We start from the raw sequence: 25,870 nt of genomic DNA, 5'->3' as shown, positions 1-25,870 counted from the left end.
CAACAGATACTATATAAACATACTTAAAAACGAAATCTAATCATGAGAACCTTTTGTATTGCAGGACTTCTTCTAGCTTTTTCCCTCGGTTTATTTGCTCAGAAAGCGACTGTCGTATCGCCTAACCGGAAAATTTCCATCGAACTCTTTAATGCACAGAATGCTGAAAATGGTGAATGGTATTTGAAGGTAAACTATTCCAATCAGGAACAAAAATGTGAAGTGATACCACAGATCAAGTTAGGGCTGGCCCGTGCAGACCAAGATTTCTCCAACGGATTGAAATTCTTAAAAGCATCCAAACCATTGGTTATACATGAAAAGTACACTGCTATACACGGCAAGAAATCTGAATGCTCCAATCAGGCCAACGAAGTAGTTGTTTCTTTTGAGAATCAGAAAAAGTCCAAACTGAATATTATCATCAGGGCTTACAATGATGGCGTAGCCTTTCGCTATCAGTTTCCCGAAAAGGGCGGCTCATTCGTGGTGAATGATGAGCTGACGGCTTATTGCATGACCGATAGCACCAAAAGATGGCTGGAAAAGTTTAACCCGGCCAACGAAGGGCTTTATAGCAGTGCCAAAGATGGAAATGTTCAGCAAGACTGGGGCTATCCTGCTCTTTTCAATACACCGGATAAGGGTTGCTGGTACTTGATTCACGAGGCAGATCTGGATCGAAATTATTGCGGAACAAAATTATCAAATACGGCCGATAAGAGCAGTTATAAACTAACCTTCCCCGATCAATGGAACGGCAGGGGACTGGGAGAATCCAAACCCACCATCACCTTGCCTTGGAAATCGCCCTGGCGGGTGGTTATCATCGGAAGTCTGGCCGACATCGTTGAATCGACTTTGGTTGACGACGTTTCCACTCCTTCCGTTATCAGCAAAACCGACTGGATTAAACCGGGCGTTGCATCGTGGAACTATTGGTCGGACAATCACGGCACGCGAAGTTACCAAACCGTTTGTGCCTTTGCCGATTTGGCTGCCGAAATGGGATGGCCCTACACGTTGCTCGACTGGGAATGGGATAGCATGGGCGATGGCGGAAAACTGGAAGATGCGCTTACTTACATTCGGAACAAAGGAATAAAGCCATTGATGTGGTACAACTCCGGTGGCGAACATACGTGGGTAGCATCCACACCTAAAGACAGAATGCTCACGCATGAAAACCGTGTGGAAGAGTTTACGAAACTAAAGAAGTTGGGTGTTGTCGGGGTTAAGATTGACTTCTTTGAGAGCGAGAAGCAGGACATGATTAGATATTATCTGGATATTCTGGATGACGCCGCCAAGTTTGAAATAATGGTTTACTTCCACGGCTGCCTGGTGCCGCGCGGCTGGGCACGCACCTACCCCAACCTGATGACGTACGAAGGTGTTCGGGGAGCGGAGTGGTACAACAACGGACCGGAATTTACCTACACTGCTACGGAGCATAACACCATATTGCCTTTTACCCGAAACGTGGTTGGAGCAATGGATTATACACCGGTCACTTTCACCAATTCTCAATTTCCGCACATTACTTCCTTTGGTCACGAGCTGGCACTGAGCGTGCTGTTTGAATCGGGGATTCAGCATTTTGCCGACAGACCGGAAGGGTATTACGCTTTGCCCGATGCCGTAAAAGCATTCTTAAGAAACGTGCCCAATACATGGGACAACACTCGGTTACTTGACGGTTATCCCGGCAAAGATATTGTAATGGCTCGCCAGAAAGGTGACCAATGGTATATTGGCGGAATAAGTGCCGATAATATGCGCGAACAGAGAAAAAAGTTATCGTTCCATTTCCTGCCCGAAGGTGTGAAGTATCAACTTACATTAATAGCCGACGGCAAGCACGATAAGGAGTTCCGCACTCAATACATGGTAGTCGATAAAGCCTCATCCGTAGACGTAAAAATGCTAAGAAGAGGTGGCTTTGCTGGTTATCTGAAACCGATCAAATGATATGAGCTAATACGATCTATATTATGAAAAACGCATCATTCAAAAGACTTATGCAAGGGGTATGTATCGTATCCCTGTCGTTCTTTCCTCTTAACTCCATGAGTCAGCAGTTACCGTACAAGAATCCCAATTTGAGTTCGCAAGAGCGCGCAAAAGATCTCATCTCGAGATTGACACTGGCCGAAAAGGCGGCATTAATGTGTGACCAATCGGATGCCATTCCACGTTTGGGAATTAAAAAGTTTAACTGGTGGAGCGAGGCACTGCACGGATATGCCAACAACGACAGTGTTACCGTATTTCCTGAGCCCATAGGCATGGCTGCTTCTTTTAACGATGCGTTACTCTTCAAAATATACGATGCGGCATCCGACGAAGGGCGTGCCAAATACAACCAGTGGCTCAAACGCGGAAACGAGAATAAACGTTTCCTGAGCTTGTCGGTGTGGACGCCTAACGTCAACATTTTCCGCGATCCTCGTTGGGGACGCGGTCAGGAAACATACGGCGAAGATCCTTACCTCACATCTCGTATGGGTGTGCAGGTTGTAAAAGGGTTGCAAGGACCCAGCGATGCCAAATACCGTAAGTTGCTGGCCTGTGCCAAACATTATGCCGTGCACTCCGGACCGGAATGGAGTCGCCACGAGTTGAACCTGAACAACGTTAGTCCTCGCGAATTAAACGAAACGTACCTTCCTGCTTTTAAAGCATTGGTACAAGAGGCTGATGTGCGCCAGGTGATGTGCGCTTATCAGCGTTTAGACGATGAGCCTTGTTGCGGCAACACCCGTCTTTTGCAACGGATTTTGCGCGATGAGTGGGGCTTTAAATACCTTGTGGTGTCTGATTGCGGGGCAGTAACCGACTTTTTCACCACTCACAAAGTGTCTTCGGATGCAGTTCATGCGGCTTCCAAAGCCGTTTTAGCCGGAACAGATGTGGAATGTGTGTGGGAAAATTATCCGTTTAAGGATCTCCCCGCTGCCGTAGAAAAAGGATTACTTAAAGAAGAAGATATAAACAAAAGTTTGATGCGCGTTTTAATTGGACGCTTCGACTTGGGTGATTTTGATGATGATGCCATTGTTCCTTGGGCACAAATACCGGCATCGGTACTGAATAACGAAAAGCATCGCCAATTGGCCTTGGAAATGGCACGTCAAACCATGACTCTGCTGCAAAATAAGAAGAATGTGTTGCCGCTGTCGAAATCAACCAAGCAGATAGCCGTAATTGGCCCCAATGCAAACGATAAACCCATGCTGTGGGGAAATTATAACGGAACGCCCATACACACCATTTCAATTCTTGATGGAATAAAGACGAAGATAGCCGACAAGAAAATATACTACGATAAAGGGTGCGACTTGGTTGAAGATAAGGTGACTCAAAGTTATTTCAATCAACTATCTTTTAATAATAAGAACGGATTCAAGGCTACGTACTGGAATACGCCCGACAGAAGCGGCAACGTTGTCACAACGGTACAGATTACTAATCCGATAAAAATGACTACGGCCGGCCAGCATGAATTTGCATCGGGTGTAAAGCTTCAGGGTTTCTCGGCCTTATTCGAAGCTGAATTCACGCCTAAAGTATCAGAAGATTTGGTATTCAAGGGCGGAGCAACGGGCTATTTCGAGCTGACGGTCAACGGCAAAACGCTTCAAAGTTACAGCAACTGGCGTACCCTGCCATCACGCATTCCGTTCAAGGTGGAAGCCGGACAGAAATATAAGATAGAAATTAAGTATGCTCAACAAAACGACTGGCAAGCCAACATCGAATTTGATTTCGGGAAAGAAGTAGATGTTGATTACACCAAGCTGATTGAGAAGCTGAAAGGTATTGAAACCGTTGTGTTCGTAGGAGGACTTTCGGGAAGCCTCGAAGGTGAAGAGATGCCTGTCAACTACCCCGGCTTTAAGGGTGGCGACCGCACCAACATTGACCTGCCGTCTGTGCAACGCAACTGTTTGAAAGCATTAAAAGAAGCAGGTAAAAAAGTTATTTTCGTCAACTGTTCCGGTTCCGCTATTGCGCTCACACCCGAAACGGAATCATGTGACGCCATCCTTCAAGCCTGGTATCCGGGCGAATCGGGTGGTCAGGCGGTTGCCGATGTTCTTTTCGGTGATTACAATCCCGGAGGGAAACTTCCCATCACCTTCTATAAAAGTTCCGATCAATTGAAGGACTTCGAGGATTATTCCATGAAAGGACGCACGTACCGCTATATGACCGATGCCTTGTTTCCTTTCGGTTTCGGGTTGAGTTACACCCGTTTCCAGATTGGCAAAGCCACGATTGATAAGTCTCAAATCAAGCCCGACGAAAACATCAGGCTAACCATTCCGGTAAGTAACGTAGGAAAAAGAGCGGGAACGGAAATACTGCAAGTGTATGTTCGTAAGGTGAATGATGTAGAAGGTCCTATTAAAACCCTGCGCGGATTTCAACGAGTGGAGTTGGTTGCCGGTCAATCAACCAACGCCACCATAAACCTCGCACCTTCAGCATTCGAGTTTTTCGACTGGGCTCAACGGAAAATGACTGTTACCCCGGGTGAATATGAACTGTTATATGGCAATAGTTCGGATGCGAAAGATTTGAAAAGCATGAAGATAACCATTCTTTAAGTAGTGGCATATCTATTGACTATTTTCTCTATATAACTGACATCTAAGAATAAATTGACTGTTACAAAATTACCGTTGTAAAATACAGCCCAATTATTGAATACACAAGGCAATTCTTTTGCCTTGTGTAACGTGTCTACCTGAATAAGAGAAACAGGAACATGATTTGTTTCGCAATATATCTTTATGGCCTCTATATTTTGGCACACATAGGGACATTGCATATCATAGTAAATGGTCAACCCTTTGCCCTCAGTGCCCTGATTCTTCACGCTAGGTGAGAATTGGGGCTTTGTTCCGTCAAAAGAAAGTGCCAGCAATTCGTATCCGGTATCGGTGGTATCAACCACCTCGAAACCAAACTTCTTCGCAAATGACTGGTCGGAAAGCCAAGCTTTTTGCTTTTGCGCTCCCAACATGCAAACGCCCGATTTACCTTTTGCTTTGGCATCAGCCAAACAGTACTCCATGAGCGATTTAGCATACCCCTTACCTTTGTAATCACCCAACACCCACAAGCAATACACATAATAATAATTGTCGCCGATGATAGGTACCCAAGCCGTTTCAAGCGGTGCATATTCTATAAAAACCGTAGCTTTGGCATTCAGCTTCCTAAACACATGGCCTTCAGTCAGCCGGCTAGCCAGCCATTGTCGCTTAGCTTCAATGCCCGGATGAATCTTTTTGCTACGAATAATGCAACACAAATGCTCACCAGAAAGATTTTCTGGTGTTAAGTTTATAAAATCAGTATCCATATCTGCTGTCACTTTGATTATAGTTATAGAAAATACGACTTCATGTAAGTCTGGTTCTTGAATACAAAAATAGTCAAAATAATTAAAATACAATTGTGATATATTAAAGATAAATATACTCGAAGGTATTTTAATATGATTATATTTACAGCGATAAAATTTTATATGAATACTATGAAACAAAAAATATTGTTGTTAATCTTACTGCTATCAAGTTTCTTGGCAGCACATTCTCAAGAAAATATAATAGAGCTCCGTTTAACCACACAAAGCGGATATGGACCTTTTAACATGGCATTGCGAGGAATATCGTCCATTCGAGAAGATGAAAACGATCCATGGAAAAATACATATTTAAAAGTGCCCCAATTACCCAAAGATTTAACAGAGCTGAAATATGGCAATATCGAGACAAATAGATATCAGGAAACCTACCAAGATTATATATCGGGCAATATAACGAAAAGCGGGTATGAAGAATTACAAAAATTATGGAATTGGGTTCCCGATAGCCTCACTTTATCCCAAAAACCCATCAGAACCAAAATTGCTCTTGCTTATGGAAAAGATTCGGATGGAAATTTGAAGATCGTTGTAGATGCCAACAATAACCTTGATTTAAGCGATGACAAACCAGTATCTCTGCTTGAAATGAATGAAGATAACTCTAACAAAGATTCTTTGGCACAAATCCATACCATTGACGTTACAGTAGAAACCTATGTTGAAGGCAAAATCCGCTCAATAAAGACTCCTTTATTTATAATGTATAATAAAGAATATAACATGTTCATGTGTAATTTTCCTCAATACGCCACAACTGAATACAAAGGAAAGAAAATAGCAATATGTTCAAGCGACTTTACAGATTTATCTTACAGAATGATTGGATTAACTATCATCAAAGATGATATGAAAAAGGGAGAAAAAGTAGAACGAAATCATGTATACAGAAAAAACGAATATATTGAGATCGGAGATGGCAATTATAAAGTCGTAGAAGTAAACACCTTCAAAAACAAACTTATTTTGGAAAGAACCGATTTACCCAAGTCGCAACTTATTTCCTCCCAAGTAGGCTACAGACCTTTCCCTTTTGAGAAAGAATCATTCCAACAAAAAACGACAATTGCATTGGAAAAGCTGAAAGGCAAATATGTTCTGCTTGATTTCTGGGCTGTATGGTGTGGAGCATGTTTAGCAGAAATACCGAATCTCAAAAAGTTATATGCCAATGTCGATAAGTCTAAATTTGAAATGATAGGAATAGTTGGAGACAGTCCGGCCGAGTTACTCAAAGAATTGATTGACAAACATGGAATCACATGGCCGCAGATATTGTTGGATAACGCAGATCAAATAAAAAAGGAATATGGGATAAACGGTTATCCCACCACCTTTCTTTTGAATAAAGAGGGAGTTGTTCTTGCAACTAATTTAAGAGGAACTGAATTAGAAGAGAAAATATTGAGTCTTATCAAAGAATAAAGTGAGTACTCGTCATGCTTATCGGTCGTTAACAGAAATGATTTAAGTTATCGCAACTATCTTTATTCAGGATATGGCTATGGCTTTGGTTATCTTTTGAAGAACGCAGTTTATTTGAGTTTAAGGCGTGCAGGTTATCAAGTCTATGTGAGATCAATCAAAGATTCAGAAGTTGATCTCGTTGCTATAAAAGGTGATAAAAAAATATACTTATAAGCTACACTCCAATTAACAGAAGAACAAACAGTAGAAAGAGAGTATCGTTCATTAAAGCTCATAGACGATAATTTCGATAAATATGTAGTAAGCATGGACGATTACAAAATACCGACTAACGAAGGAATTGAACATATTCTGCATGGAATTTAGATAACATTATATTATACCAAAATGAAAGAAATAACTAATCCAATCATTGCCGACATTCGTCAAGCCTTGATCGATAGCACCGATTTAGCTGTACTCACCTCATCTGCCCGTTATCACAAAGAGGGCGAAGCACCCAAAGTATACGGCGTACGCACAGGTGAAGTGAGCAAAATTGCCAAAGAAGGTTTGAAGCAGATAAAGCACCAGCCTAAACAAGAAATACTTGAACTTTGCGAAGAACTTTGGCAAGCCGGATATTTGGAAGAATCTATCGTAGCCTGTATTTGGGCAGAATCACTGCACAAGCAATACGAACCTGCCGATTTTAAGGTTTTGGATCGTTGGGTACACAATTACCTGAATAACTGGGCCGATACAGACACTCTTTGTAATCATACGATCGGTAATTTCGTGATGATGTATCCCGAATATATAGCCGAACTGAAAAAGTGGGCCAAGTCTGATAAACGATTCGTTAGACGTGCTGCTGCCGTAACGCTTATTATACCTGCTCGCAAAGGTATGTTCCTAAAAGATATCTTTGAAATAGCAGATATTCTTTTGCTAGACACAGACGACCTTGTACAGAAAGGCTACGGATGGATGCTCAAAGCTGCCAGCGAAGCTCACCAACAAGCCGTATTCGACTACGTTATGTCAAAGCGAGAGGTAATGCCGCGCACAGCGTTTCGTTATGCAATTGAAAAAATGCCTGCTGATCTAAGAGCGGAAGCAATGAAGAAATAGATACATGAGAAGTATTGATGATAACCTAAACTTCCCAAAATTTGATCACAAAAAATACAGTGAAATAAACTGCACTTTTTGTTTATTTATAAAGAAAAAGATCTTATTTTTGCGGGAAAGAGGTAAAATAATGCACTATGGACTTTTATTCAATCATACGAGAGCGCCGCTCCTTATATTCCAGCATTAGGCAAGGCATCACGCTTTGCCTATTTTTTTGCCCATAAATATCGTTTGGATTATTATTTCTGCATATTATTTGTAAATATAGAAAACTAAATCATTTAAATATGAGTTTTATTTATCAACTTTGCACTAAATAAGATATAGCCGTATGATTGCAGAAATAAAGTTTAAGAATTTGTTTTCGTTCAGAGACGAAGCCGTTTTCAGTTTTGAAGCCGATAAGAGTAAGGAGATGGAGTCCTATCACGTTGTAGAGATAGTGCCAGGCGTTCGTCTGCTCAAATTTGCCGTTATCTACGGAGCAAATGCTTCTGGAAAGAGTAATGTTATGAAGATATGTTACTTCTTGAAGAATTTTATTCTGCACACCCCAAAAAGTAAAACAGAGACAACGGGTGTCCTTCCTTTTTTGCTTGACCAATCAAGTCAGAACGAAGATTCTGAGATTGCTGTCTCATTCTATGTTTGCAAGAGGGATCTTACGCCTATAAAGTACACCTATTCACTCTCGCTAAATAGAAATCACGTTACCCGTGAGAGCTTAGTTTACTACACCTCACAACAACCAACAACGGTATTTGAGAGATGGTTTGAAAATGGAGTTTCAACCATAAAATTCGGAGGTAAAATAAAACTATCGTCAGCAGCGAAAGAAGAGATTGCGTTAAAGTGTTTGCCTAATATGTCTACTCTTGCAGCTTATATGCAGGTGAATCTGATTATAGCAGAACTGGAAGATGTGTTGAGTTATTTTTCTGGAGATAGAATGCAAACACTGGCATCATTCCTACCCCAAAGATTGGTTAGTATTGAGAATCTTAAAGAGGAGAACGAGAAACAATATATAGTGAAATATCTTCAGGAGGCTGATTTCAACATCTCCGATATTTATGCACAAGACAATGTTTCGGTGGATTCTTTGCCTCGCACAATGTTCCAACATAAGGTACAGCAAGATGATGATGCAGTATCGTATTATGAGTTTCCAGACGGATTTGAATCTGAAGGAACACTCCGCACATTAGATCTGGCAGGATATATAAATGAATTGATTAAACGTGATGGTCTTCTGACAGTTGATGAAGTTGAGTCGTCTCTACACCATAAATTGGTGGAGTTTATCATTGAGAAGTTTTTGAGAGAATCAAATAAAGCTCAGTTGATAGTTACCACCCACTACGATGGACTTCTTGCTCAAGACGATCTACTGCGTAATGAAAACATCTGGTTTACGGAGAAAAATAGAGATGGTGCAACTGTACTTTATCCCCTTACAGACTTTAATGGTTTGAACCGCATTAGCTCTCTGCAAAAAGCATATCGTTTTGGTAAATTCGGTGCTATTCCTAATATATAGCCACAATGTTTAAAGAAATGGTGCTTACATTCTATACAACATCGTAAAACTAGTAATCGATGAATGAAAAACTTTCATTAAAAGAAATTGCAGATTGGCAATTAAAATCTGAAGCAACAGAAGTCAAACTTCCTTCTGTTCAACGTGGTTTTGTTTGGAAATCGCAACAGGTTGAGGATTTGTGGGATTCTATATTAAGAGAATACCCAATAGGTTCATTTTTAATGCAACAAACCGGAGAGACATTTTATTTGATGGATGGACAACAAAGAGCTACTTCCATTTTTCTGGGACATTTCAATCCATATACGAATACCGATGAAACAAAAGCCTGGTCAATTAAAGGCGAACTCCCTATTGTATGGATTGATATTGACCCAAACGAAAAACCAGATGCAAGTAAGTACTCTGTTAGGGTAACGACACGCTCTCATCCATGGGGATATAAAGCAAAAAATAATTGGGAAAAATTGAGTGTTACCGACAGACGGAATGCATTAGAAATTTTCAGAAAACATCCTGACAATAAAAATTGTGGTTATACTTCTTTCAATAATACTACAGTTTTCCCATATGATTCCAGATTACCATTGCCGCTCTCATTTTTTATTGATGCACAAGATACATATCAAGTCCTTGAAAAGATAGATATGTATTTACCTGATTATTTTTGCACGAAATTTGGTGGTTTTTCTAATAAAAAAGCGTTTTTAGAAATTCTAAATACACAACATAAAGAGAATATTAAGGAAATATTACACGCTACGAAAAAAGGCTTATCGAAGTATGTTAATTATGATATTGTGGCAGATGCAGTATTACAAGAAGAGGTTGATCATGAAAATCCGACTTTATTTGTAAGAATTAATTCATCTGGAACAACTCTTACGGGAGATGATTTAATATATTCGATTTACAAAGCAACGTTTGCTGAGTCAAAAGATTTAGTTGAAAATGCTGGTATGGGATTTATTGCACCAACACAAACTATTTCACTTGCATCTCGTCTAGTCTGGTCTGAATTAAATGGGTATAAATATCCACGAAAAATGAATGTTCGTGATTTTCAAAAAATTATCAAAGAAGAGAATTTTAGAAATACATTGAAATCATTAATTAGTAAAGACAACAATAGCGGTATACACTCATTATTTAAAACGGCAATAACGATACTTAGCTGTAGAGGCAATTCGTTATTTAAAGGTGAGATTCCTCCTATTCTAATTAAACAATTTATCAAAACGTCTCAAGATTTATTTTTGTTTTTGTTGTGTTGGTTGCAAAAACACGGGTGTACAATCAGTGAATCAGAGCAATTACAAATAGTTGCAAAGCTGCTATCCTTTTCGTGGTTTTCATTTGCGAATACACCTAAATTATGGGAGGAAATAACCGAAATATCTTTTTGGGAGAAGCCATTAAATCAATATTTATGGTGGAATGGAAAAGATGGAATTCATTTTCTACTGCCTCCAGATATGATAAGACATTACTATGAACAAGATATTGTTGAAAGACTATTTTTAGAGCACGAAACAGAGAAACATCAGCATCGTTGGGGTCTGTGGGAAGAGGGAGTCGGGATGAAAATCAAAGAGTATTATAGCAAAATAAAATCTGAGTCTATTGAGATTGAAAAGGCAAATGAATATTTCTGGAAATTTATTGGTCAGATTAAAGAGAATAAATCACTTATTTTATTTGCACAAAGAGATTATATAAATTCTGAATTTGGTGATTACAACCAAATGGAAACGCTTGAAGATACCAACGCACCATGGGATTGGGATCATATCTATCCCAATAGTTGGGTCTATAATATGAAGTATTGTGCTCCTGTAATTCGAGATTGGGTTAATTCAAATGGAAATTTTAGAGCTATTTCTCTAGAACAAAACAGGAGTGAAAGTAATAATCTTTCTCCTAAGGCAAGATTAACAGAGAATTCAAACCGTAATATTTCATTTATTGAAAATAATGACTGGAAATTTTGGCAAAACATAGATGGTAGAATTTTGAATGATAAAGCTGAAAATTATTTTAGAGCAATTACGACTCGAATGATCAATATCTACGAGAAATTTTGGCATGATTTGGAAATAAACAAATTCATAAAACACTAAATGTAGGAGAATGAAATGCCTTTACCCCCCTACATTTTAATCTTACAACTTTACCCCTCTTTGATTATTTGGTTCTCCAATAGGCGGAACCGTTACCACTAAAATATTGGGATTTTGGGAGTGTGTGGCGGCTTGTCCGTCACTCTCTCCTGAGATAGCCGATTGAGCATTGGTTTGATTCGCCGTATGGGTAGCGGTAGCCGAAGCAATCGAATGTGGCGGCTCGTTGGTTTGAGAGCTTTCGTCTGGCTTTTGTTCCGCTGTTTGTGGCGTTAATGAGAGCTGAATTTTCCGTTCCAAGGCGGCTACTTCTGATTTTAGCTCTTTGAGTTCATCTTCTTTTTTCCACGTGCTACTGACCACCTGTTGCAAAACGGATATATCTACTTCCAATTTTTTCGTTGGTGGTTTTGTACTGTTCAATCAACTTAGGAATACGCTCCAGAGCATTGATAAACAAAGAAAAACCCTACAAATCATTGATTTTGTAGGGTTTAGCTCCTTGGTGGCGCCTTTTGGCTTCACCTTTCAGCGGAGAGACAGGGATTCGAACCCCGGGAACCTCGCAGTTCAACGGTTTTCAAGACCGCCGCAATCGACCACTCTGCCACCTCTCCAATACTGTTTTATTAGTGCTTTCCGTTGAAAGCGTTGCAAAGGTACGAATCATTTTTAAATATGCAAACTTTCTGCTTCATTTTTCACTAATAAATCGTATTTTTGCCGTGCAGAAAGCAAACTAAAAAGGGCGGATTAGCGTTGATTACTCATGACAATCCGCTGAAAATGAGTTAAATAGTAAACAGATTGATTCAAAATGATATATCCCCAGAATTTTGAGCAAAAAATTGGTTTTGACCACATCCGGCAGTTACTAAAGGATAAATGTCTGAGTCCGCTCGGTGAAGAACGAGTGGCAGAGATGGCTTTTTCCGATCAATACGAGGTGGTCACCGAAAAACTAAATCAACTAACGGAATTTATCCGTATCATTCAGGAGGAAGACGATTTTCCCGATCAGTATTTCTTTGATGTGCGTCACTCATTGAAACGGGTGCGTGTGGAAGGATTGTACCTCGACGAGCAGGAGCTGTTCGATTTACGACGTTCGCTGGAAACCATCCGGAACATCGTGCGCTTCCTTTGCGGAAAGGAGGAAGAGGAATCGGATTCACCCTACCCTACTCTGCGGAAGTTGGCCGGTGATATTGCCGTTTTCCCGCAATTAATTACCCGGATTGACGGAATTCTCGATAAATACGGTAAGGTTAAAGACAACGCGTCAACAGATCTGGCACGCATCAGGCGTGAACTAGCTTCAACCATGAGTGGCATCTCGCGCTCGCTCAACAGCATTCTTCGTAGTGCACAAACCGACGGTTATGTTGATAAGGATGTAATGCCTACCATGCGTGACGGACGATTGGTTATCCCTGTAGCTCCGGCACTGAAAAGAAAAATCAAAGGGATTGTACACGATGAGTCGGCCAGCGGTAAAACGGTATTTATAGAACCGGCAGAGGTGGTGGAAGCCAACAACCGAGTGCGCGAACTGGAATCGGAAGAGCGAAGGGAAATTATACGTATCTTAATGGAGTTCTCGGGTACGGTGCGACCTTTTATTGATGATATTTTGCAGTCGTACGAGTTCCTGGCGGAAATTGATTTTATCCGTTCAAAGAGTTATTTCGCCATTCAGACGAAAGGCATCAAGCCGGCTTTGGAGAATGAGCAGGTGATAGACTGGACCATGGCGGTGCACCCGCTGTTGCAGTTATCTCTGGCTAAACAAGGCAAAAAGGTGGTTCCGCTTGACATGGAACTGTCGCAACAAAAAAGGATATTAATTATATCGGGACCCAATGCGGGCGGTAAGTCAGTGTGCCTCAAAACTGTGGGATTGTTGCAATATATGCTTCAATGCGGCATGTTGGTGCCGATGCACGAACGCAGTCACGCTGGCATATTCGGAAGCATCTTTATTGACATAGGTGATGAGCAGTCCATCGAGGATGATCTCAGTACGTATTCTTCTCACCTTACCAACATGAAAATGATGTTGAGGAACTGCAACGAACGCAGTCTGATCTTGATTGATGAATTCGGCGGGGGCACTGAGCCGCAAATTGGCGGTGCCATAGCCGAGGCAGTACTGAAACGATTTAACTTAAAGCTGACTTTCGGTGTCATCACCACGCACTATCAGAACTTGAAACATTTTGCCGAAGACCACGAGGGAGTGGTTAACGGGGCTATGTTATACGATCGCCACTTGATGCAGCCGCTCTTTCAGCTTCAAATGGGCAACCCGGGTAGTTCGTTTGCCGTTGAAATTGCCCGTAAAATTGGTCTGCCCGAAGAGGTAATTGCCGATGCTTCGGATATTGTAGGCAGCGAATACATCAATGCCGATAAGTATTTGCAGGACATTGTGCGCGACAAGCGCTATTGGGAGAGCAAGCGTCAGAACATTCGTCAGCGGGAAAAGCAGATGGAGGACACCATCGCTCTCTATCAAAAGGAAATGGAGGAGTTGCAGAAGTCGCGCAAGGAGATTATCAGAAAGGCGAAAGAAGATGCCGAACGCTTGTTGCAGGAGTCAAACGCAAAGATTGAAAATACCATACGTACCATCAAGGAGGCACAGGCCGAAAAGGAGAAAACCCGAATGGCAAGGCAGGAGTTGGCTGATTTTAAGGAGTCGGTCGACAAGCTTTCGGCACAGGATCAGGAGGATCGGATTGCCCGACAAATGGAGAAGTTACGTCGCAAACAAGATCGTAAAAGTGCTCCTAAACCTGAAAAACAAGGTGATAAGGGTGCAGCGACACCTGTTAAGCCCAAAGTAATTGTCATTGAAGCTGGTAGTTTTGTAAAGCTGAAAGGGCAAACTACCGTGGGCGAGGTACTTGAGGTAAACGGAAAGAATGCGGTAGTGGCTTTCGGTAGTTTGAAAACAACGGTGAAAACAGATCGTCTGGAACTATCCAACGCGCAACCTCAGAAGCAGGAAATTGCCAAAAGTACATTCGTCAGTACGCAGACGCACGACAGCATGTACGAAAAGAAGCTCAACTTCAAGCAGGACATTGATGTTCGCGGCATGAGGGGTGAGGAGGCTTTGCAGGCGGTGACGTATTTTGTTGACGATGCCATATTGGTTGGCATGGATCGTGTACGTATTTTACACGGAACGGGAACGGGTATCTTGCGCTCGCTCATTAGACAGTATTTGCAAACAGTACCGGGAGTGAAACATTTTGCCGATGAGCACGTGCAGTTTGGCGGTGCAGGCATTACGGTGGTTGACCTGGTTTAATAGTAATAATCATGAAGAATAACCTGTTAAGTGAAAAGCTGATTTACACGGGGAAGAGTCTGACTCCTACCCACTTGCACCTATGCAGCTACAGTTTGACAGATAAAGTGGAGGTTACGGGCGACTCGTTTGCTGCCGTAGCAGGGAGTTTATCTGACAGTCGCACCAATTGGTTGCAGGTTCACGGACTGAAAGACACGGAAACCATCCGGGAAGTCTGTAATCATTTTGGCATCGGATTTCTGGTGCTTCAGGATATTCTGAACATTAAGCATCCTACTAAAATTGAAGAACATGATCATTATACGGTCATGATCATGAAAATATTCTCATCGGGCAAAACCGAAAATGAGTTCAGGCAGCAACAGGTTTGCCTCATTCACGGACAGGGTTTCGTGATTAGTTTCATGGAAGGAGAAAGCGGCTTTTTTGATGATGTGGTGGCTGCCATACAAAACAATGTATTGAAGATTCGTGAACGGGCCAGCGATTATCTGTTGAGTGTGTTGCTGAACAGTGTCATGGGCAATTACATTGCCATTGTTACCGGCATCGACGATGCATTGGAGGAATTGGAAGAAAAATTGCTGGTCATCAACAACGGACATGACATCGGCGCCCGTATTCAAACATTACGCAGACAGTACATGTTAATGAAAAAGGCTGTGTTACCGCTCAAAGAGCAATATATAAAATTACTTCGCTCGGAAAATGAGATGATGCACAAAGTGAACCGCCCGTTCTTCAATGACGTAAACGATCATTTGCAGTTTGTACTGCAAACCATTGATATTTGTCGGGAAACGCTCTCTTCTTTGGTTGATTTGTATATTTCAAACAATGATTTGCGCATGAACGACATCATGAAACGGCTGACGGTTGTTTCAACTATTTTTATCCCACTTACTTTTCTGGCAGGGGTATGGGGCATGAATTTCAAGTTTATGCCCGAGCTTGACTGGAGGTATGGATATGTTGCCGCATGGGCAATTATGCTCGTAACCGGCCTATTGGTTTACTGGTTCCTGAAAAGGAAAAAATGGCACTAATAATTATTACATCATGAAATCAATCAAAGAATTATATCGCATTGGCACAGGTCCTTCGAGTAGTCACACCATGGGACCTCGCAAGGCTGCCGAGATTTTCCTAGCTAGGCACCGCCATGCGGCTTCGTTCAAAGTTACGCTTTACGGAAGTTTGGCTGCCACGGGAAAAGGGCACATGACAGATGTGGCGATTAACGACACATTAACGCCGGTAGCACCGGTCGAAATAGTGTGGCAACCCAAAGTTTTTCTGCCTTTTCACCCCAATGCCATGACCTTTGCTGCTTTTGATGCACGACAAAAGTTACTTGAAAACTGGACGGTGTACAGCATCGGCGGGGGCGCGCTGGCCGAAAATAACGAGGAACCCACCATTGAAAGCAAAGAGGTATATGACATGAGAAGCATGACCGAGATTCTCAACTGGTGCGAACGAACAGGAAAAAGTTACTGGGAGTATGTAAAGGAGTGCGAAGACGAGGATATTTGGGATTACCTGGATGTGGTTTGGAATACCATGAAAGAAGCGATCCGCCGCGGACTGGAGGAAGAAGGGGTGTTGCCCGGTCCTTTGAATTTGCGCAGAAAAGCTTCTACTTATTACATTAAAGCTACCGGATACAAAGATTCGTTGAAAACCAGGGGACTTGTTTTTGCTTATGCTTTGGCCGTAAGTGAGGAGAATGCTTCGGGTGGCAAGATTGTAACTGCCCCTACTTGTGGTTCGTGTGGTGTGGTACCGGCGGTACTTTATCACCTGCACAAAAGTCGCGACTTCAGTGACATTCGTATTATTCGTGCGCTGGCTACTGCGGGATTGTTTGGTAACATTGTGAAGCACAACGCTTCCATATCAGGTGCCGAAGTGGGTTGTCAGGGTGAAGTAGGCGTAGCTTGCGCCATGGCATCGGCCGCAGCCAACCAGCTCTTTGGCGGCAGTCCGGCACAAACGGAATATGCTGCTGAAATGGGACTGGAACATCATTTGGGAATGACGTGTGATCCGGTATGCGGGTTGGTACAGATTCCTTGCATCGAACGAAATGCCTATGCGGCTGCACGGGCACTCGACGCCAATATTTATTCGTCCTTTACCGACGGCATTCACCGGGTTTCGTTTGATAAAGTGGTACAGGTCATGAAACAAACCGGCCACGATTTACCTTCTTTGTATAAAGAGACCAGTGAGGGCGGACTAGCCAAAGATTACGAGCAAATGTAATTTCAAAAGCATGATAGTGAAGACAGTGTTTTATATACTGTCTTCACTGTAAACGTCTTCCATTAATTCTTCTTTTTTAAGAGACATCCCTCCATCTGCTGTTATGGTAATGGATACCGGCACATACAAATCCGTTTGAGGATAAGAAATGCTGGCCGCAAACACCATGCCTTGGGGTGTGCTCTTATCAAACACCATGCCTTCCAGAATTGATTTAGACATAAATTCTTCATCGAGCAGGGAAGCAAAGCTTCTCTTGGTAAATGTTTTGCTGAACACCCTCTCGTTTCCGCGGGTAATCTTCAATACAATCTGGTTGTCGAGGTATTCATCTCCCATCTCAGTGTTCACATGAGGAAGTGAATCACTGGGTGTACGCGAAAGGAAAATGTGATAATCTTTACCTTTAAACTGAATATCAGTCTCCGACTTAGATACTTGCATTCTCTTGGTTCCGTGTACATCTGCGCTATCTTGTTGCACCAGCAACGTGTCTTTGTTGTCCTTGCCACCCTTTCCAGAACAGGCCACAAAGGCTGAAACGGCCAACAATACAGACAAAAGATAAAAAAGTCTTTTCATTTTTATGTATGATGGTAAATAACTCAAGCAAAGGAACAAAAAGGGAAACAAATACACAAGAAAAACAGAATCAAAAAAAAGCAGCTAACACCATTACATCACTGTAAAAGCATTAGCTGCAAAAAAAATACAAGTTGTCAATAAAACACGTTGGTTAACCTTAAAACTAACCTATGAAATTTCTTATTTATTTCCACGCTGTCCGTCACGGGGACCTCTGTCACCCATTTTTTTCTGTCGTTCAGCTTGTTTTTTACTGTAAGCAGCATATTGCTCCTCGGTCAGGATTTTCTTTAATTTAGCATCGTAAGCATCGCGGTTGTTCTGCATTTCTTTGCGCAGTTCTTCCATCTCTGCTTTTTTATCTTCCGCACGATTGGCCATCTTCTCGGTAAAGGCCATATTAGCTTCCAATAAGTCTTTCTTCTGAGCTTCGTTTAAAGAATACTCTTTAGCCATGCGTTCGGTCATTCTCTCAGCACGTTCTTTCGGGTTCATTTTATTCCCGTTACGCGGACCTTGAGCCATAGCCATGCCACCTGTAAGCAGCAACGCAACAATTAGAAATCCTATCTTTTTCATCTCTTTTCGCTTTTTAATTTATAAAATTGGTTCTTTTATATTGTTGCAACATCTATATGACTAACGAAAAGAGCAAGTGTTTAATTGAAATTTCTTTTTTAACAGTTTTTATTTTTTGCTATTCTGTTCATACTCTGCTTTCTTGCTACGGTAGAAGTCCTGCAGCACATAAAATGCCTTTTTACGAACACCTCTTTCGGATATCACGCCTTTTCGGTTAAAGAAGTCCTGAATGCCATTAAGCTGGCGACGGGTGGAACGGAAATCCATCAATATCCAGGGAGATGTACCGGCAAATCCGTCTACACGGTTATACATATCCAACGTGTTCTTGTATAACTCCTCTTGGTATTCTTCTGTCCACCGTTCCGTTTTATCACCGTGTAAACCTTGCAACGCACCTCCGCCAAACTCACTGATAAAGAAAGGTTTGTCGTAAGGTATATCCCACTGCCTGGTTTTGCAGTCTTCCGGTGTGCCTCCATACCAGCCTAGGTAATTATTAAAACTGATGATGTCAACGTATTCACTCATGTAGTCTTTCACCTGACTGATGTTGTTCTTGGTTCCGGTCACTTCCATTGCCATACTGAGCAAACGAGTATTGTCTTTGTTCCTGACTTGCTTAGCCAAACGAGCCAAAAAATTATCGCGCGCATCGCTGTGAGGAGTTTCATTGGCAACCGACCATATAATAACGGAGCACCTGTTCTTATCGCGTTCCATCATATCATTCAATTGTGCCGATGCATTATGATACGTATCGGGATTGTCCCAGTGAATGGTCCAGTAAACAGGTATCTCCGACCACACCATCAACCCCATTTCTTCCGCTGCACGAACCATGTGCTCGTTGTGCGGATAGTGAGCCAAACGCACAAAGTTACAACCCAACTCTTTAGCCCAATTCAATAAAAGAAGCGATTCTTCTTTGCTGTACACGCGCCCTTGTCTGTAAGGTGCCTCTTCGTGAATGGAAATACCCCGAAGGAAAGTTTGCTTTCCGTTCAGCAGAAGACTCTTTCCCTTCGTTTCAATCTGACGGAAACCAATTTTATCTTCCAACACTTCTGATCCGTTGCGCACTTCCACGGCATAAAGTTTAGGATTCTCAGGGCTCCATAATTGGGGTTTCGCCTTGCAGGCAAAAGCGGCTTTCCCCTGTTCATCGGTGGTCAGTGTCTGTGTTATTTTTAATTCAGGAATGCGTATTTGTATTTTAACACCGGGCACAGGTTTGCTTAGCTTAACATAACCCGTTATTTCGTTGTACTTTCCTTTGGGAAGTTGCACCAGATAATCGTCTACAGACACCTCAGGAGTTTCCACTAACAGCACATCACGGGTAATGCCACCGTAGTTCCACCAATCTGAATTGACAGTAGGTACGCCTTCGGGCTTGCGCTCATTGTTTACACGCAGCACAACAAAGTTATCTCCTTCACGAAGTTTATCGGTTACGTCAAAATAGAAAGGAGTGAATCCGCCTTCATGTACACCAACCTTCTCACCGTTTAAATAAACATTAGCTAAGTAATTAACCGCACCGAAATACAAATACACTCTAGTATCCGCTTTCTTGTTGTACATGAAGTCTTTTTTATACCACACACTGCCTTCATAAAAAAAAAGCTTATCGTTTTGTGTATTCCAGTCGCCCGGAACCATCAATTGTTGTGCCGTATCAAAGTTATACTCCACCAAGTCTGACTTATCACGCATCTTCTGATTCTTGAAAAAGCCATTGGGGTTTTCTTTCAACCGATAATCGTAAAAGCCATTATCAAAAGGATCTACAATGGCTCTCCACGAGCCATTCAAGGAAAAGGTATGACGGGCATATACGTTTTGCAGAACAGGAGATTCCGGTGCATACCGAACCATTTCGCAAGCTGCCAGTAAGAATGCGCCAACTCCAAAATTAGCTGTTGAGTTAGCATCAATCACCTGACCGGGTATCGCCCTGTCGCCGATAGGCTGAACATAACCAATTCTTCCGTTTTCCTGCAAGGCTGTATTGACAAGGTATTCCCATCCTTTGAGCGCAACGGGACCATACGTCTCCTTGTCGAGTAAGCCGTTGTTGATTCCCCAGAGAAAGCCATAGGTAAAGAAAGCCGTACCACTCGTTTCCGGTCCGGGAGCAAAAGTAGGATCGAGCATACTACGAGTCCAATAGCCACCGGGTTGTTGCGAAGCAGCAATAGCCTTGGCCATGTCCTGAAAGCGTTTCACATAAGCCGAGCGATGAACGGCCGATTGCGGCAAGTCTTTTAACACTTTAGCAAAGCCGGCAAAAACCCAGCCCACACCACGTGCCCAAAAATCCTTCTTCCCATTCACCGTTTGATGTTTCGGATATACATAACGAGCGTCACGGTAATACAGAGCAGCCTCTGAATCATACATAATACTGTCTGAATACATAAGATATTCATGTAACTTTTTCAGATACAAATCATTGCCGGTTATCTTATAAAGTTTGGTCATTACCGGCATCACCATATACAAACCGTCCGACCACCACCAGTAATCATTCCGGTCGGTACTCATCTGATACTCCATGACTTCGCGTGCACGTGCTATCTTCTTAGGATCAGGAGAAAGCATGTACAGATCGGCGTAGTTTTGAAAGCAAATCTGATAATCGCCGAAAAGAACGTACTCATCCGTTTCACCATAACTATATTTCCATTCGTTTTTATTATTTGATTTAGCTCCTTTCCATTCATTATGTTTGGCCCATTCTTCCGTGTAACGAAGATAATTCTCGTTGCCCGTTAAGAAATAAACCTCCATATTGCCGGTATGGTAAGCTGCATTATCCCAAAAAGACCTGCCGTGTTTGGGATTGTTTTGTTGCCAGTAAGCGTTCACTTTATCAATAACCCGAAGCGTTTCGGATTTCGTAAAGGAATCCTGGGAATAAGCCACTGACAATATAGCCCATAGCAGAAGAGCTGTCAAATAATACCTTTTCATGTTATTCAATTTTATAGTTCCATTACATTTTTATTTTCTCGAGTACGTAAACGGAAGTCGGCTCCTGTTCCACCGTTTTTTCTCCGTCTCCCTGTGCCGTTTTCTGAACAAACAGATGAAGCTGGCGACGGCTTTTCCATAATTCCGTATCGTGCGAAGGTTCCCAAGCCTCAACGGAAAAATCGGTCAGATCAGAAAACATCCATTTTCCGCTTTCCACATTATCCGTAACGGCCATTGAGACTTTACTGCCCCGTTCTTCATCTCTGTAAATATAAGCCACCTTGCACTTCCCTCCTTTTTCGTTGATAACCAGTCGGGGACGCGCTATGGGAATCATCTTGGTTCCCCCTCCGCTCAAACTAAAAGGAGTGACACGTTGTGTTACCTGTTGTTGGCGCCACTGCTTACCATCAAACCACACCAGGCGGTACTGAGGAACATTGCTGTTGGCACTGCGCCAATAAGTGGCAATGAAAGGGTGTCCTTCCTTATTGGCCGACATGCTGGTTTGGTTGATCAATTCACTGTTTTGAGGGATACGACAAGCATATTCGGCATTGGTTGCGTTGATTGGCAAAGCATACGTTTCTCCGTTCGATTTTTCCCAAGTCTTTCCTCCGTCTCGTGAGCGTGCATAACACAAATCATGGTTTGTTTCCACCAACCAATTTTCACGCCACACCCACGACAAATGGATGGTTCCCGCTTCGTCAACGTAGAGTTGCCAGTAAGCATTGCGCTGGTTTTCTCCGTCAATCAGTACATCCTGCACCCGCTCCCACTTTCGGGAGACTAGGCTATAACGATTCATCACCAGATTACCTCTTCCCGAAGAGCCCGAGCGATAAACAAAAATCAAATCACCGCCGGCTAATTTGTAAAACTCTGGATAAGTAACATTCTGCTCGTCGGCACCGGTCATCGCTTCTTTATCACCCAACTGAAGAGAGCCCGGAGCTACGCTGCGGCAGTAATTCAACGGATGTCCGTGGTGGTCGAACGCCACATGCAGATAGCCATCACCGTCAACCATCAAACTGATTACGTTGTGAGCATCGGCACAATTACCTTTGTATTGCGAGCGCCGGAGTTGCCATTTATCACTGTTTAATTTGCGTTTTCCAACCACCAGATACCCATCGCCATCGTAATAAGAAATGTATTGCGTATTGCGGTAGGTAACCAGCGAATTGTTGCGGAAAACAGTTGTGTTCACCGATGTACGGCTATATCCTTTGCCCGCGTCGACCAACCTCTGAGCAAACAAAGAGGAGGTCAACACGCACAACAGAAAAGTTCCTGATAGTATTCTTTTGCTTAAAAACGTACCCATTACCCTTACACTATTACTTTGCAACCGGACTAATTACATAACCGTACGTATATTCTTTTGCTTTCAACAAATACGGTTCGTGCGGATACATACCCCAACTATTATCACCTCCCACACCACGCTGTGCCAAGTCAACATGCAAAACAACAGCCTTGCGGGGATTTATATCATTGATGTGACGCTGACTCTTAGTCAGTCCTGCATCAAAATCTTCCGGATAGTTGCGAAGTGCACTCACGCTGAGCGGTTGCAAACCGTCAATGCGTAGGCCAAAACCTTCTTTGTTAGTTAGCGTAAGCCAGCGTACATCTGTTTTATTTCCATTCTCCTGGGGACGGATGTAAGCCACGTATTGCTCGTCGACCGTACTGGTGTATTTACCTATAAAGCTAGCCGTATTTCTGTCCGAATAGTTTTCCCACGGACCTCTGCCGTACCAGCTAAACTGATCAAACTCTTGCGCTAAAGTCATCTGCATACCAAAACGAGGTATCTCAGGTAAAGCAATATTCCCAGCTTTCCAGCTACCGTTAACTTCCACACGACCATCGGCATAAACCGTATATTTTACCGTATAATCCGAAGCCACATCACGCAAGTAATAAATAGAAGTTAGCGTTACAGCCCCATCCTTTCGCTCCACATTCATGCCTTTGAACTCCTTGTTTTGTCCGGCAGTACGCCAAACATTGCAAAGAATACCCATGCGGTTACCGAAATCATTATCGGTAGGCGCGCGCCAGAATTGTGGTTGCGGTGCATGTCCCAGCAACATTTTATCTTGGTAACGGTAACCGTTCAACTCACCGTTTCTCTTATTAAATGAAATGCGTACATCACCACAGGTAAAGAATAACACATTGTTTTCTTCCTTCATATCAATTGCACCAGTCGTACTCTTTTGACCGGCAAAATAAGAGTTTCCGTTCAGAACAAACTGCTCGCGAGCTACCTCATGCCCTTCCGGAATCATTTCAGAAGGGTATTTGGTGTAAGCATACACGTTAAGCAAATATTCAGCTCCCGATTCTTGTTGAAGAGCAGGCAAAGGCAATTTTACCTCTTTGGATGAACCGGCAGGCAAGCTAACTTGTAAAGTACCGCTAGCTGCAACATCGCCATTTTTCAACAGCTTCCACTTAAAGTTATAATTCTTCAGGTCCGTGTATAAGAAGCGATTTTGAATAATCAAGCTTCCGTTTTCCACATCTTTAGCTTTAAACAGAATGTCTTGGTACACCTTTTTCACTTCAAATAAACCCGGATGCGGAGTGCGATCGGGGAATACTAATCCGTTCGTACAGAAGTTTTCTTCATTCGGGTAGTGAGCCGAACCGAAGTCACCACCATAAGCCCAATAGAATCTGCCGTTTTCATCTTTTGTTGCAAGACCCTGGTCTACCCAGTCCCATATAAATCCTCCCTGCATGTGTTTGCTTGTGGCGATAACATCAAAATATTCCTGAAAGTTTCCGGTACTATTACCCATGGCATGTGCATATTCGCACATGATAAAAGGACGTTTTACATCCGTGCGCGCAGCATATTCCTTCATGTAACGCATGCTTGGATACATGGGGCACACAATATCTGTATTTTCTTGCTCGCCCGCTTGTTCAAATTGCACCGGACGAGAAGCATCGCGCTGTTTCACCCATTGATACATTTCATGGAACACGGGACCGTTTCCACATTCATTACCTAAACTCCATAAAATAACACACGGATGGTTTTTATCTCTTTCAACCAATCGTTCCACACGATCCTTGTGAGCAGGTGCCCATTGGGGAAGATAAGCCGGATGTACGCTCTTGTCGAACCAACCCTGAAGTTCAGCTCCCATTCCGTGGGTTTCAATGTTGGCTTCATCACAAATCAACAAACCATACTGATCGCACAACTTGTACCACAGCGGACTTTGGGGATAATGGCTCATGCGCACGGCATTCACATTGAAACGTTTCATCATGCGTATGTCTTCCAGCATGGTTTCTTTATCCACATAATGACCTGTATATTGATTATGTTCGTGCAAATTCACTCCACGAACCAACAGCGGCTTGCCGTTGAGCATCAGTTGAGCATCTTTTATCTCCACTTTTCTGAAACCTGTTTTGCAGGAAGTTGTTTCAATAATCCGTCCGCTCTTATCTTTCAGTGTAAGCAGAACCGTATAAAGCACCGGAGTTTCATTACTCCATAGTGCAGGCGAAGAAACATTGCGTGAGAATGAAACCTTTGTTACCTCTCCAGCACCTACTTGTACGGGTTTGGAAAGCTGAACTACCGATTTTCCTTTTTGATCCAACAAAGAAAGATGCACCACACCACTCTCCATTTGTTGTTTGTAATTCTTCAGGTCAACCGTCACATTCAGCATACCGTTCTTGTAAGACCGATCCAAATCGGCCAGTGCAAAATAATCTTTTATGCGTACTTGGTCGGTACTATATAAATAAACACTTCTGTCAATGCCCGATAAGCGCCAGAAATCCTGATCTTCCAGATAAGAACCGTCACTCCATCGATAAACTTCTACAGCAACCTGATTCTTTCCGGGCTTTACATAAGCAGTAATGTCAAACTCAGCCGGACTCTTTGTTACCTGACTGTAACCCACTTTCTGTCCGTTCACCCAAATATACATCGCCGATGTTCCTGCTTCAAAATGAAGATAAATCCTACGGCCATTCCAAGAAGCCGGCAAATCGAAAGAACGTTTATAACTTCCCACGGGGTTGTCGTTGTGGGGAATAAAAGGCGGATTCTTGGGATGCGGATACGTCACATTCGTATAAATAGGAATGCCATACCCCTGCAACTCCCAGTTACCGGGGACTTTAATATCATCCCAATCACTTGTATTGTAGTTCTCCATGTAAAAATCGACAGGGCGTTCGGCAGGTATCTTTACCCAGCGAAACTTCCACGTACCGTTCAACGATAAATAATACGGAGATTGCTCATAAACATCATTCACAGCCAGCTGCTCGTTATTGTATGGCAACGACGTAGCACGCGGAGCTTCTTTATTCACGGCAAATACCGATGGATTTTCCCAGTCGGGTGTCTGGGCGGAAAGATTTGTGCCAAGCATCAGAGCAGCCAATCCACCTACAAATTGTTTAGAAAGATAATTCATATTTCAGTGTTT

General features: G+C 42.6%; 16 protein-coding genes, 1 tRNA gene and 1 pseudogene. 9 read left to right on the top strand and 9 right to left on the bottom strand.

Annotated elements, in window-relative coordinates:
* Positions 1 to 42: 42 nt before the first annotated feature.
* Positions 43 to 1,971 (top strand): glycoside hydrolase family 97 protein, encoded by a 1,929-nt coding sequence (locus C511_RS0105255; RefSeq protein ID WP_024996377.1) that lies wholly within the window; start codon positions 43 to 45, stop codon positions 1,969 to 1,971.
* A 50-nt stretch (positions 1,972 to 2,021) separates the two neighbouring features.
* Positions 2,022 to 4,613 (top strand): xylan 1,4-beta-xylosidase, encoded by a 2,592-nt coding sequence (gene xyl3A / locus C511_RS0105250; RefSeq protein WP_027317896.1) that lies wholly within the window; start codon positions 2,022 to 2,024, stop codon positions 4,611 to 4,613.
* Here the strand turns inward: xyl3A and C511_RS0105245 are convergent.
* The gene (locus C511_RS0105245; RefSeq protein WP_027317895.1) at positions 4,610 to 5,374 is read right to left on the bottom strand and encodes a GNAT family N-acetyltransferase; all 765 of its coding nucleotides are present in this window, start codon (positions 5,372 to 5,374) and stop codon (positions 4,610 to 4,612) included. The genes xyl3A and C511_RS0105245 overlap by 4 nt on opposite strands.
* A gap of 174 nt (positions 5,375 to 5,548) precedes the next feature.
* On the opposite strand from C511_RS0105245, the gene C511_RS17190 reads away from it, so the two are divergent.
* The 4 genes from C511_RS17190 (at position 5,549) to C511_RS0105225 (ending at position 11,644) form a co-directional block, all read left to right on the top strand.
* Positions 5,549 to 6,862, top strand: coding sequence for a TlpA family protein disulfide reductase (locus C511_RS17190; protein WP_024996378.1), 1,314 nt, complete (start codon positions 5,549 to 5,551; stop codon positions 6,860 to 6,862).
* Between the two features lie 390 nt (positions 6,863 to 7,252).
* Entirely contained in the window at positions 7,253 to 7,978 is a 726-nt protein-coding gene (locus C511_RS0105235; protein ID WP_034781676.1) for a DNA alkylation repair protein, read from the top strand.
* A gap of 334 nt (positions 7,979 to 8,312) precedes the next feature.
* Positions 8,313 to 9,521 (top strand): AAA family ATPase, encoded by a 1,209-nt coding sequence (locus C511_RS0105230; protein ID WP_024996380.1) that lies wholly within the window; start codon positions 8,313 to 8,315, stop codon positions 9,519 to 9,521.
* A 59-nt stretch (positions 9,522 to 9,580) separates the two neighbouring features.
* Positions 9,581 to 11,644 (top strand): DUF262 domain-containing protein, encoded by a 2,064-nt coding sequence (locus C511_RS0105225; RefSeq protein ID WP_024996381.1) that lies wholly within the window; start codon positions 9,581 to 9,583, stop codon positions 11,642 to 11,644.
* Between the two features lie 42 nt (positions 11,645 to 11,686).
* Here C511_RS0105225 and C511_RS18535 read toward each other — a convergent pair whose 3' ends face one another.
* Complete coding sequence (locus C511_RS18535; protein ID WP_034781673.1) at positions 11,687 to 12,037, bottom strand: hypothetical protein; 351 nt, start codon at positions 12,035 to 12,037, stop codon at positions 11,687 to 11,689.
* A 139-nt stretch (positions 12,038 to 12,176) separates the two neighbouring features.
* A tRNA-Ser gene (locus C511_RS0105215) sits at positions 12,177 to 12,261 on the bottom strand.
* A gap of 200 nt (positions 12,262 to 12,461) precedes the next feature.
* Between C511_RS0105215 and C511_RS0105210 the strand changes: the two genes are divergently transcribed.
* Genes C511_RS0105210 through C511_RS0105200 form a run of 3 tightly spaced genes read left to right on the top strand, consistent with a single transcriptional unit; the run spans position 12,462 to position 17,234 of the window.
* Positions 12,462 to 14,963: an endonuclease MutS2 gene (locus tag C511_RS0105210; RefSeq protein WP_024996383.1), complete on the top strand. Its 2,502-nt coding sequence runs from the start codon at positions 12,462 to 12,464 to the stop codon at positions 14,961 to 14,963.
* Between the two features lie 11 nt (positions 14,964 to 14,974).
* Positions 14,975 to 16,012, top strand: coding sequence for a magnesium/cobalt transporter CorA (gene corA / locus C511_RS0105205; protein ID WP_024996384.1), 1,038 nt, complete (start codon positions 14,975 to 14,977; stop codon positions 16,010 to 16,012).
* A gap of 13 nt (positions 16,013 to 16,025) precedes the next feature.
* Complete coding sequence (locus C511_RS0105200; RefSeq protein ID WP_024996385.1) at positions 16,026 to 17,234, top strand: L-serine ammonia-lyase; 1,209 nt, start codon at positions 16,026 to 16,028, stop codon at positions 17,232 to 17,234.
* 30 nt (positions 17,235 to 17,264) lie between these two features.
* On the opposite strand, the gene C511_RS0105195 is transcribed toward C511_RS0105200, so the two are convergent.
* The 6 genes and pseudogenes from C511_RS0105195 to C511_RS0105170 form a co-directional block, all read right to left on the bottom strand.
* On the bottom strand, positions 17,265 to 17,816 hold the full coding sequence (locus C511_RS0105195) for a DUF4738 domain-containing protein (RefSeq protein WP_024996386.1): 552 nt from the start codon (positions 17,814 to 17,816) through the stop codon (positions 17,265 to 17,267).
* Positions 17,817 to 17,999: 183 nt separating this feature from the next.
* Positions 18,000 to 18,398: a DUF4890 domain-containing protein gene (locus tag C511_RS0105185; RefSeq protein ID WP_024996387.1), complete on the bottom strand. Its 399-nt coding sequence runs from the start codon at positions 18,396 to 18,398 to the stop codon at positions 18,000 to 18,002.
* 108 nt (positions 18,399 to 18,506) lie between these two features.
* Complete coding sequence (locus C511_RS18285; protein WP_244877223.1) at positions 18,507 to 20,120, bottom strand: glycoside hydrolase family 2 protein; 1,614 nt, start codon at positions 20,118 to 20,120, stop codon at positions 18,507 to 18,509.
* Between the two features lie 150 nt (positions 20,121 to 20,270).
* Positions 20,271 to 21,380 (bottom strand): annotated as a pseudogene (locus tag C511_RS18280) (glycoside hydrolase family 88/105 protein); the annotation flags it as partial.
* 22 nt (positions 21,381 to 21,402) lie between these two features.
* Positions 21,403 to 22,716 (bottom strand): alpha-l-rhamnosidase, encoded by a 1,314-nt coding sequence (locus C511_RS0105175; RefSeq protein WP_034781670.1) that lies wholly within the window; start codon positions 22,714 to 22,716, stop codon positions 21,403 to 21,405.
* A 13-nt stretch (positions 22,717 to 22,729) separates the two neighbouring features.
* Positions 22,730 to 25,858, bottom strand: a complete 3,129-nt coding sequence (locus C511_RS0105170) for a glycoside hydrolase family 2 TIM barrel-domain containing protein (protein WP_027317893.1) — start codon at positions 25,856 to 25,858, stop codon at positions 22,730 to 22,732.
* Between the last annotated feature and the right edge of the window lie 12 nt (positions 25,859 to 25,870).

Source organism: Bacteroides graminisolvens DSM 19988 = JCM 15093, from assembly GCF_000428125.1.
Classification (GTDB): Bacteria; Bacteroidota; Bacteroidia; order Bacteroidales; family Bacteroidaceae; genus Bacteroides; species Bacteroides graminisolvens.
The sequence above is the reverse complement of the archived record's forward strand: the minus strand, read 5'-3'. Positions and strand labels throughout refer to the sequence as shown.

Coding starts and splice junctions, on each gene's coding strand:
- C511_RS0105255 (WP_024996377.1), top strand. CDS start 43: ATGAGAACCTTTTGTATTGCAGGACTTCTTCTAGCTTTTTCCCTCGGT.
- xyl3A (WP_027317896.1), top strand. CDS start 2,022: ATGCAAGGGGTATGTATCGTATCCCTGTCGTTCTTTCCTCTTAACTCC.
- C511_RS0105245 (WP_027317895.1), bottom strand. CDS start 5,374: ATGGATACTGATTTTATAAACTTAACACCAGAAAATCTTTCTGGTGAG.
- C511_RS17190 (WP_024996378.1), top strand. CDS start 5,549: ATGAAACAAAAAATATTGTTGTTAATCTTACTGCTATCAAGTTTCTTG.
- C511_RS0105235 (WP_034781676.1), top strand. CDS start 7,253: ATGAAAGAAATAACTAATCCAATCATTGCCGACATTCGTCAAGCCTTG.
- C511_RS0105230 (WP_024996380.1), top strand. CDS start 8,313: ATGATTGCAGAAATAAAGTTTAAGAATTTGTTTTCGTTCAGAGACGAA.
- C511_RS0105225 (WP_024996381.1), top strand. CDS start 9,581: ATGAATGAAAAACTTTCATTAAAAGAAATTGCAGATTGGCAATTAAAA.
- C511_RS0105210 (WP_024996383.1), top strand. CDS start 12,462: ATGATATATCCCCAGAATTTTGAGCAAAAAATTGGTTTTGACCACATC.
- corA (WP_024996384.1), top strand. CDS start 14,975: ATGAAGAATAACCTGTTAAGTGAAAAGCTGATTTACACGGGGAAGAGT.
- C511_RS0105200 (WP_024996385.1), top strand. CDS start 16,026: ATGAAATCAATCAAAGAATTATATCGCATTGGCACAGGTCCTTCGAGT.
- C511_RS0105195 (WP_024996386.1), bottom strand. CDS start 17,816: ATGAAAAGACTTTTTTATCTTTTGTCTGTATTGTTGGCCGTTTCAGCC.
- C511_RS0105185 (WP_024996387.1), bottom strand. CDS start 18,398: ATGAAAAAGATAGGATTTCTAATTGTTGCGTTGCTGCTTACAGGTGGC.
- C511_RS18285 (WP_244877223.1), bottom strand. CDS start 20,120: ATGCGTGATAAGTCAGACTTGGTGGAGTATAACTTTGATACGGCACAA.
- C511_RS0105175 (WP_034781670.1), bottom strand. CDS start 22,716: ATGGGTACGTTTTTAAGCAAAAGAATACTATCAGGAACTTTTCTGTTG.
- C511_RS0105170 (WP_027317893.1), bottom strand. CDS start 25,858: ATGAATTATCTTTCTAAACAATTTGTAGGTGGATTGGCTGCTCTGATG.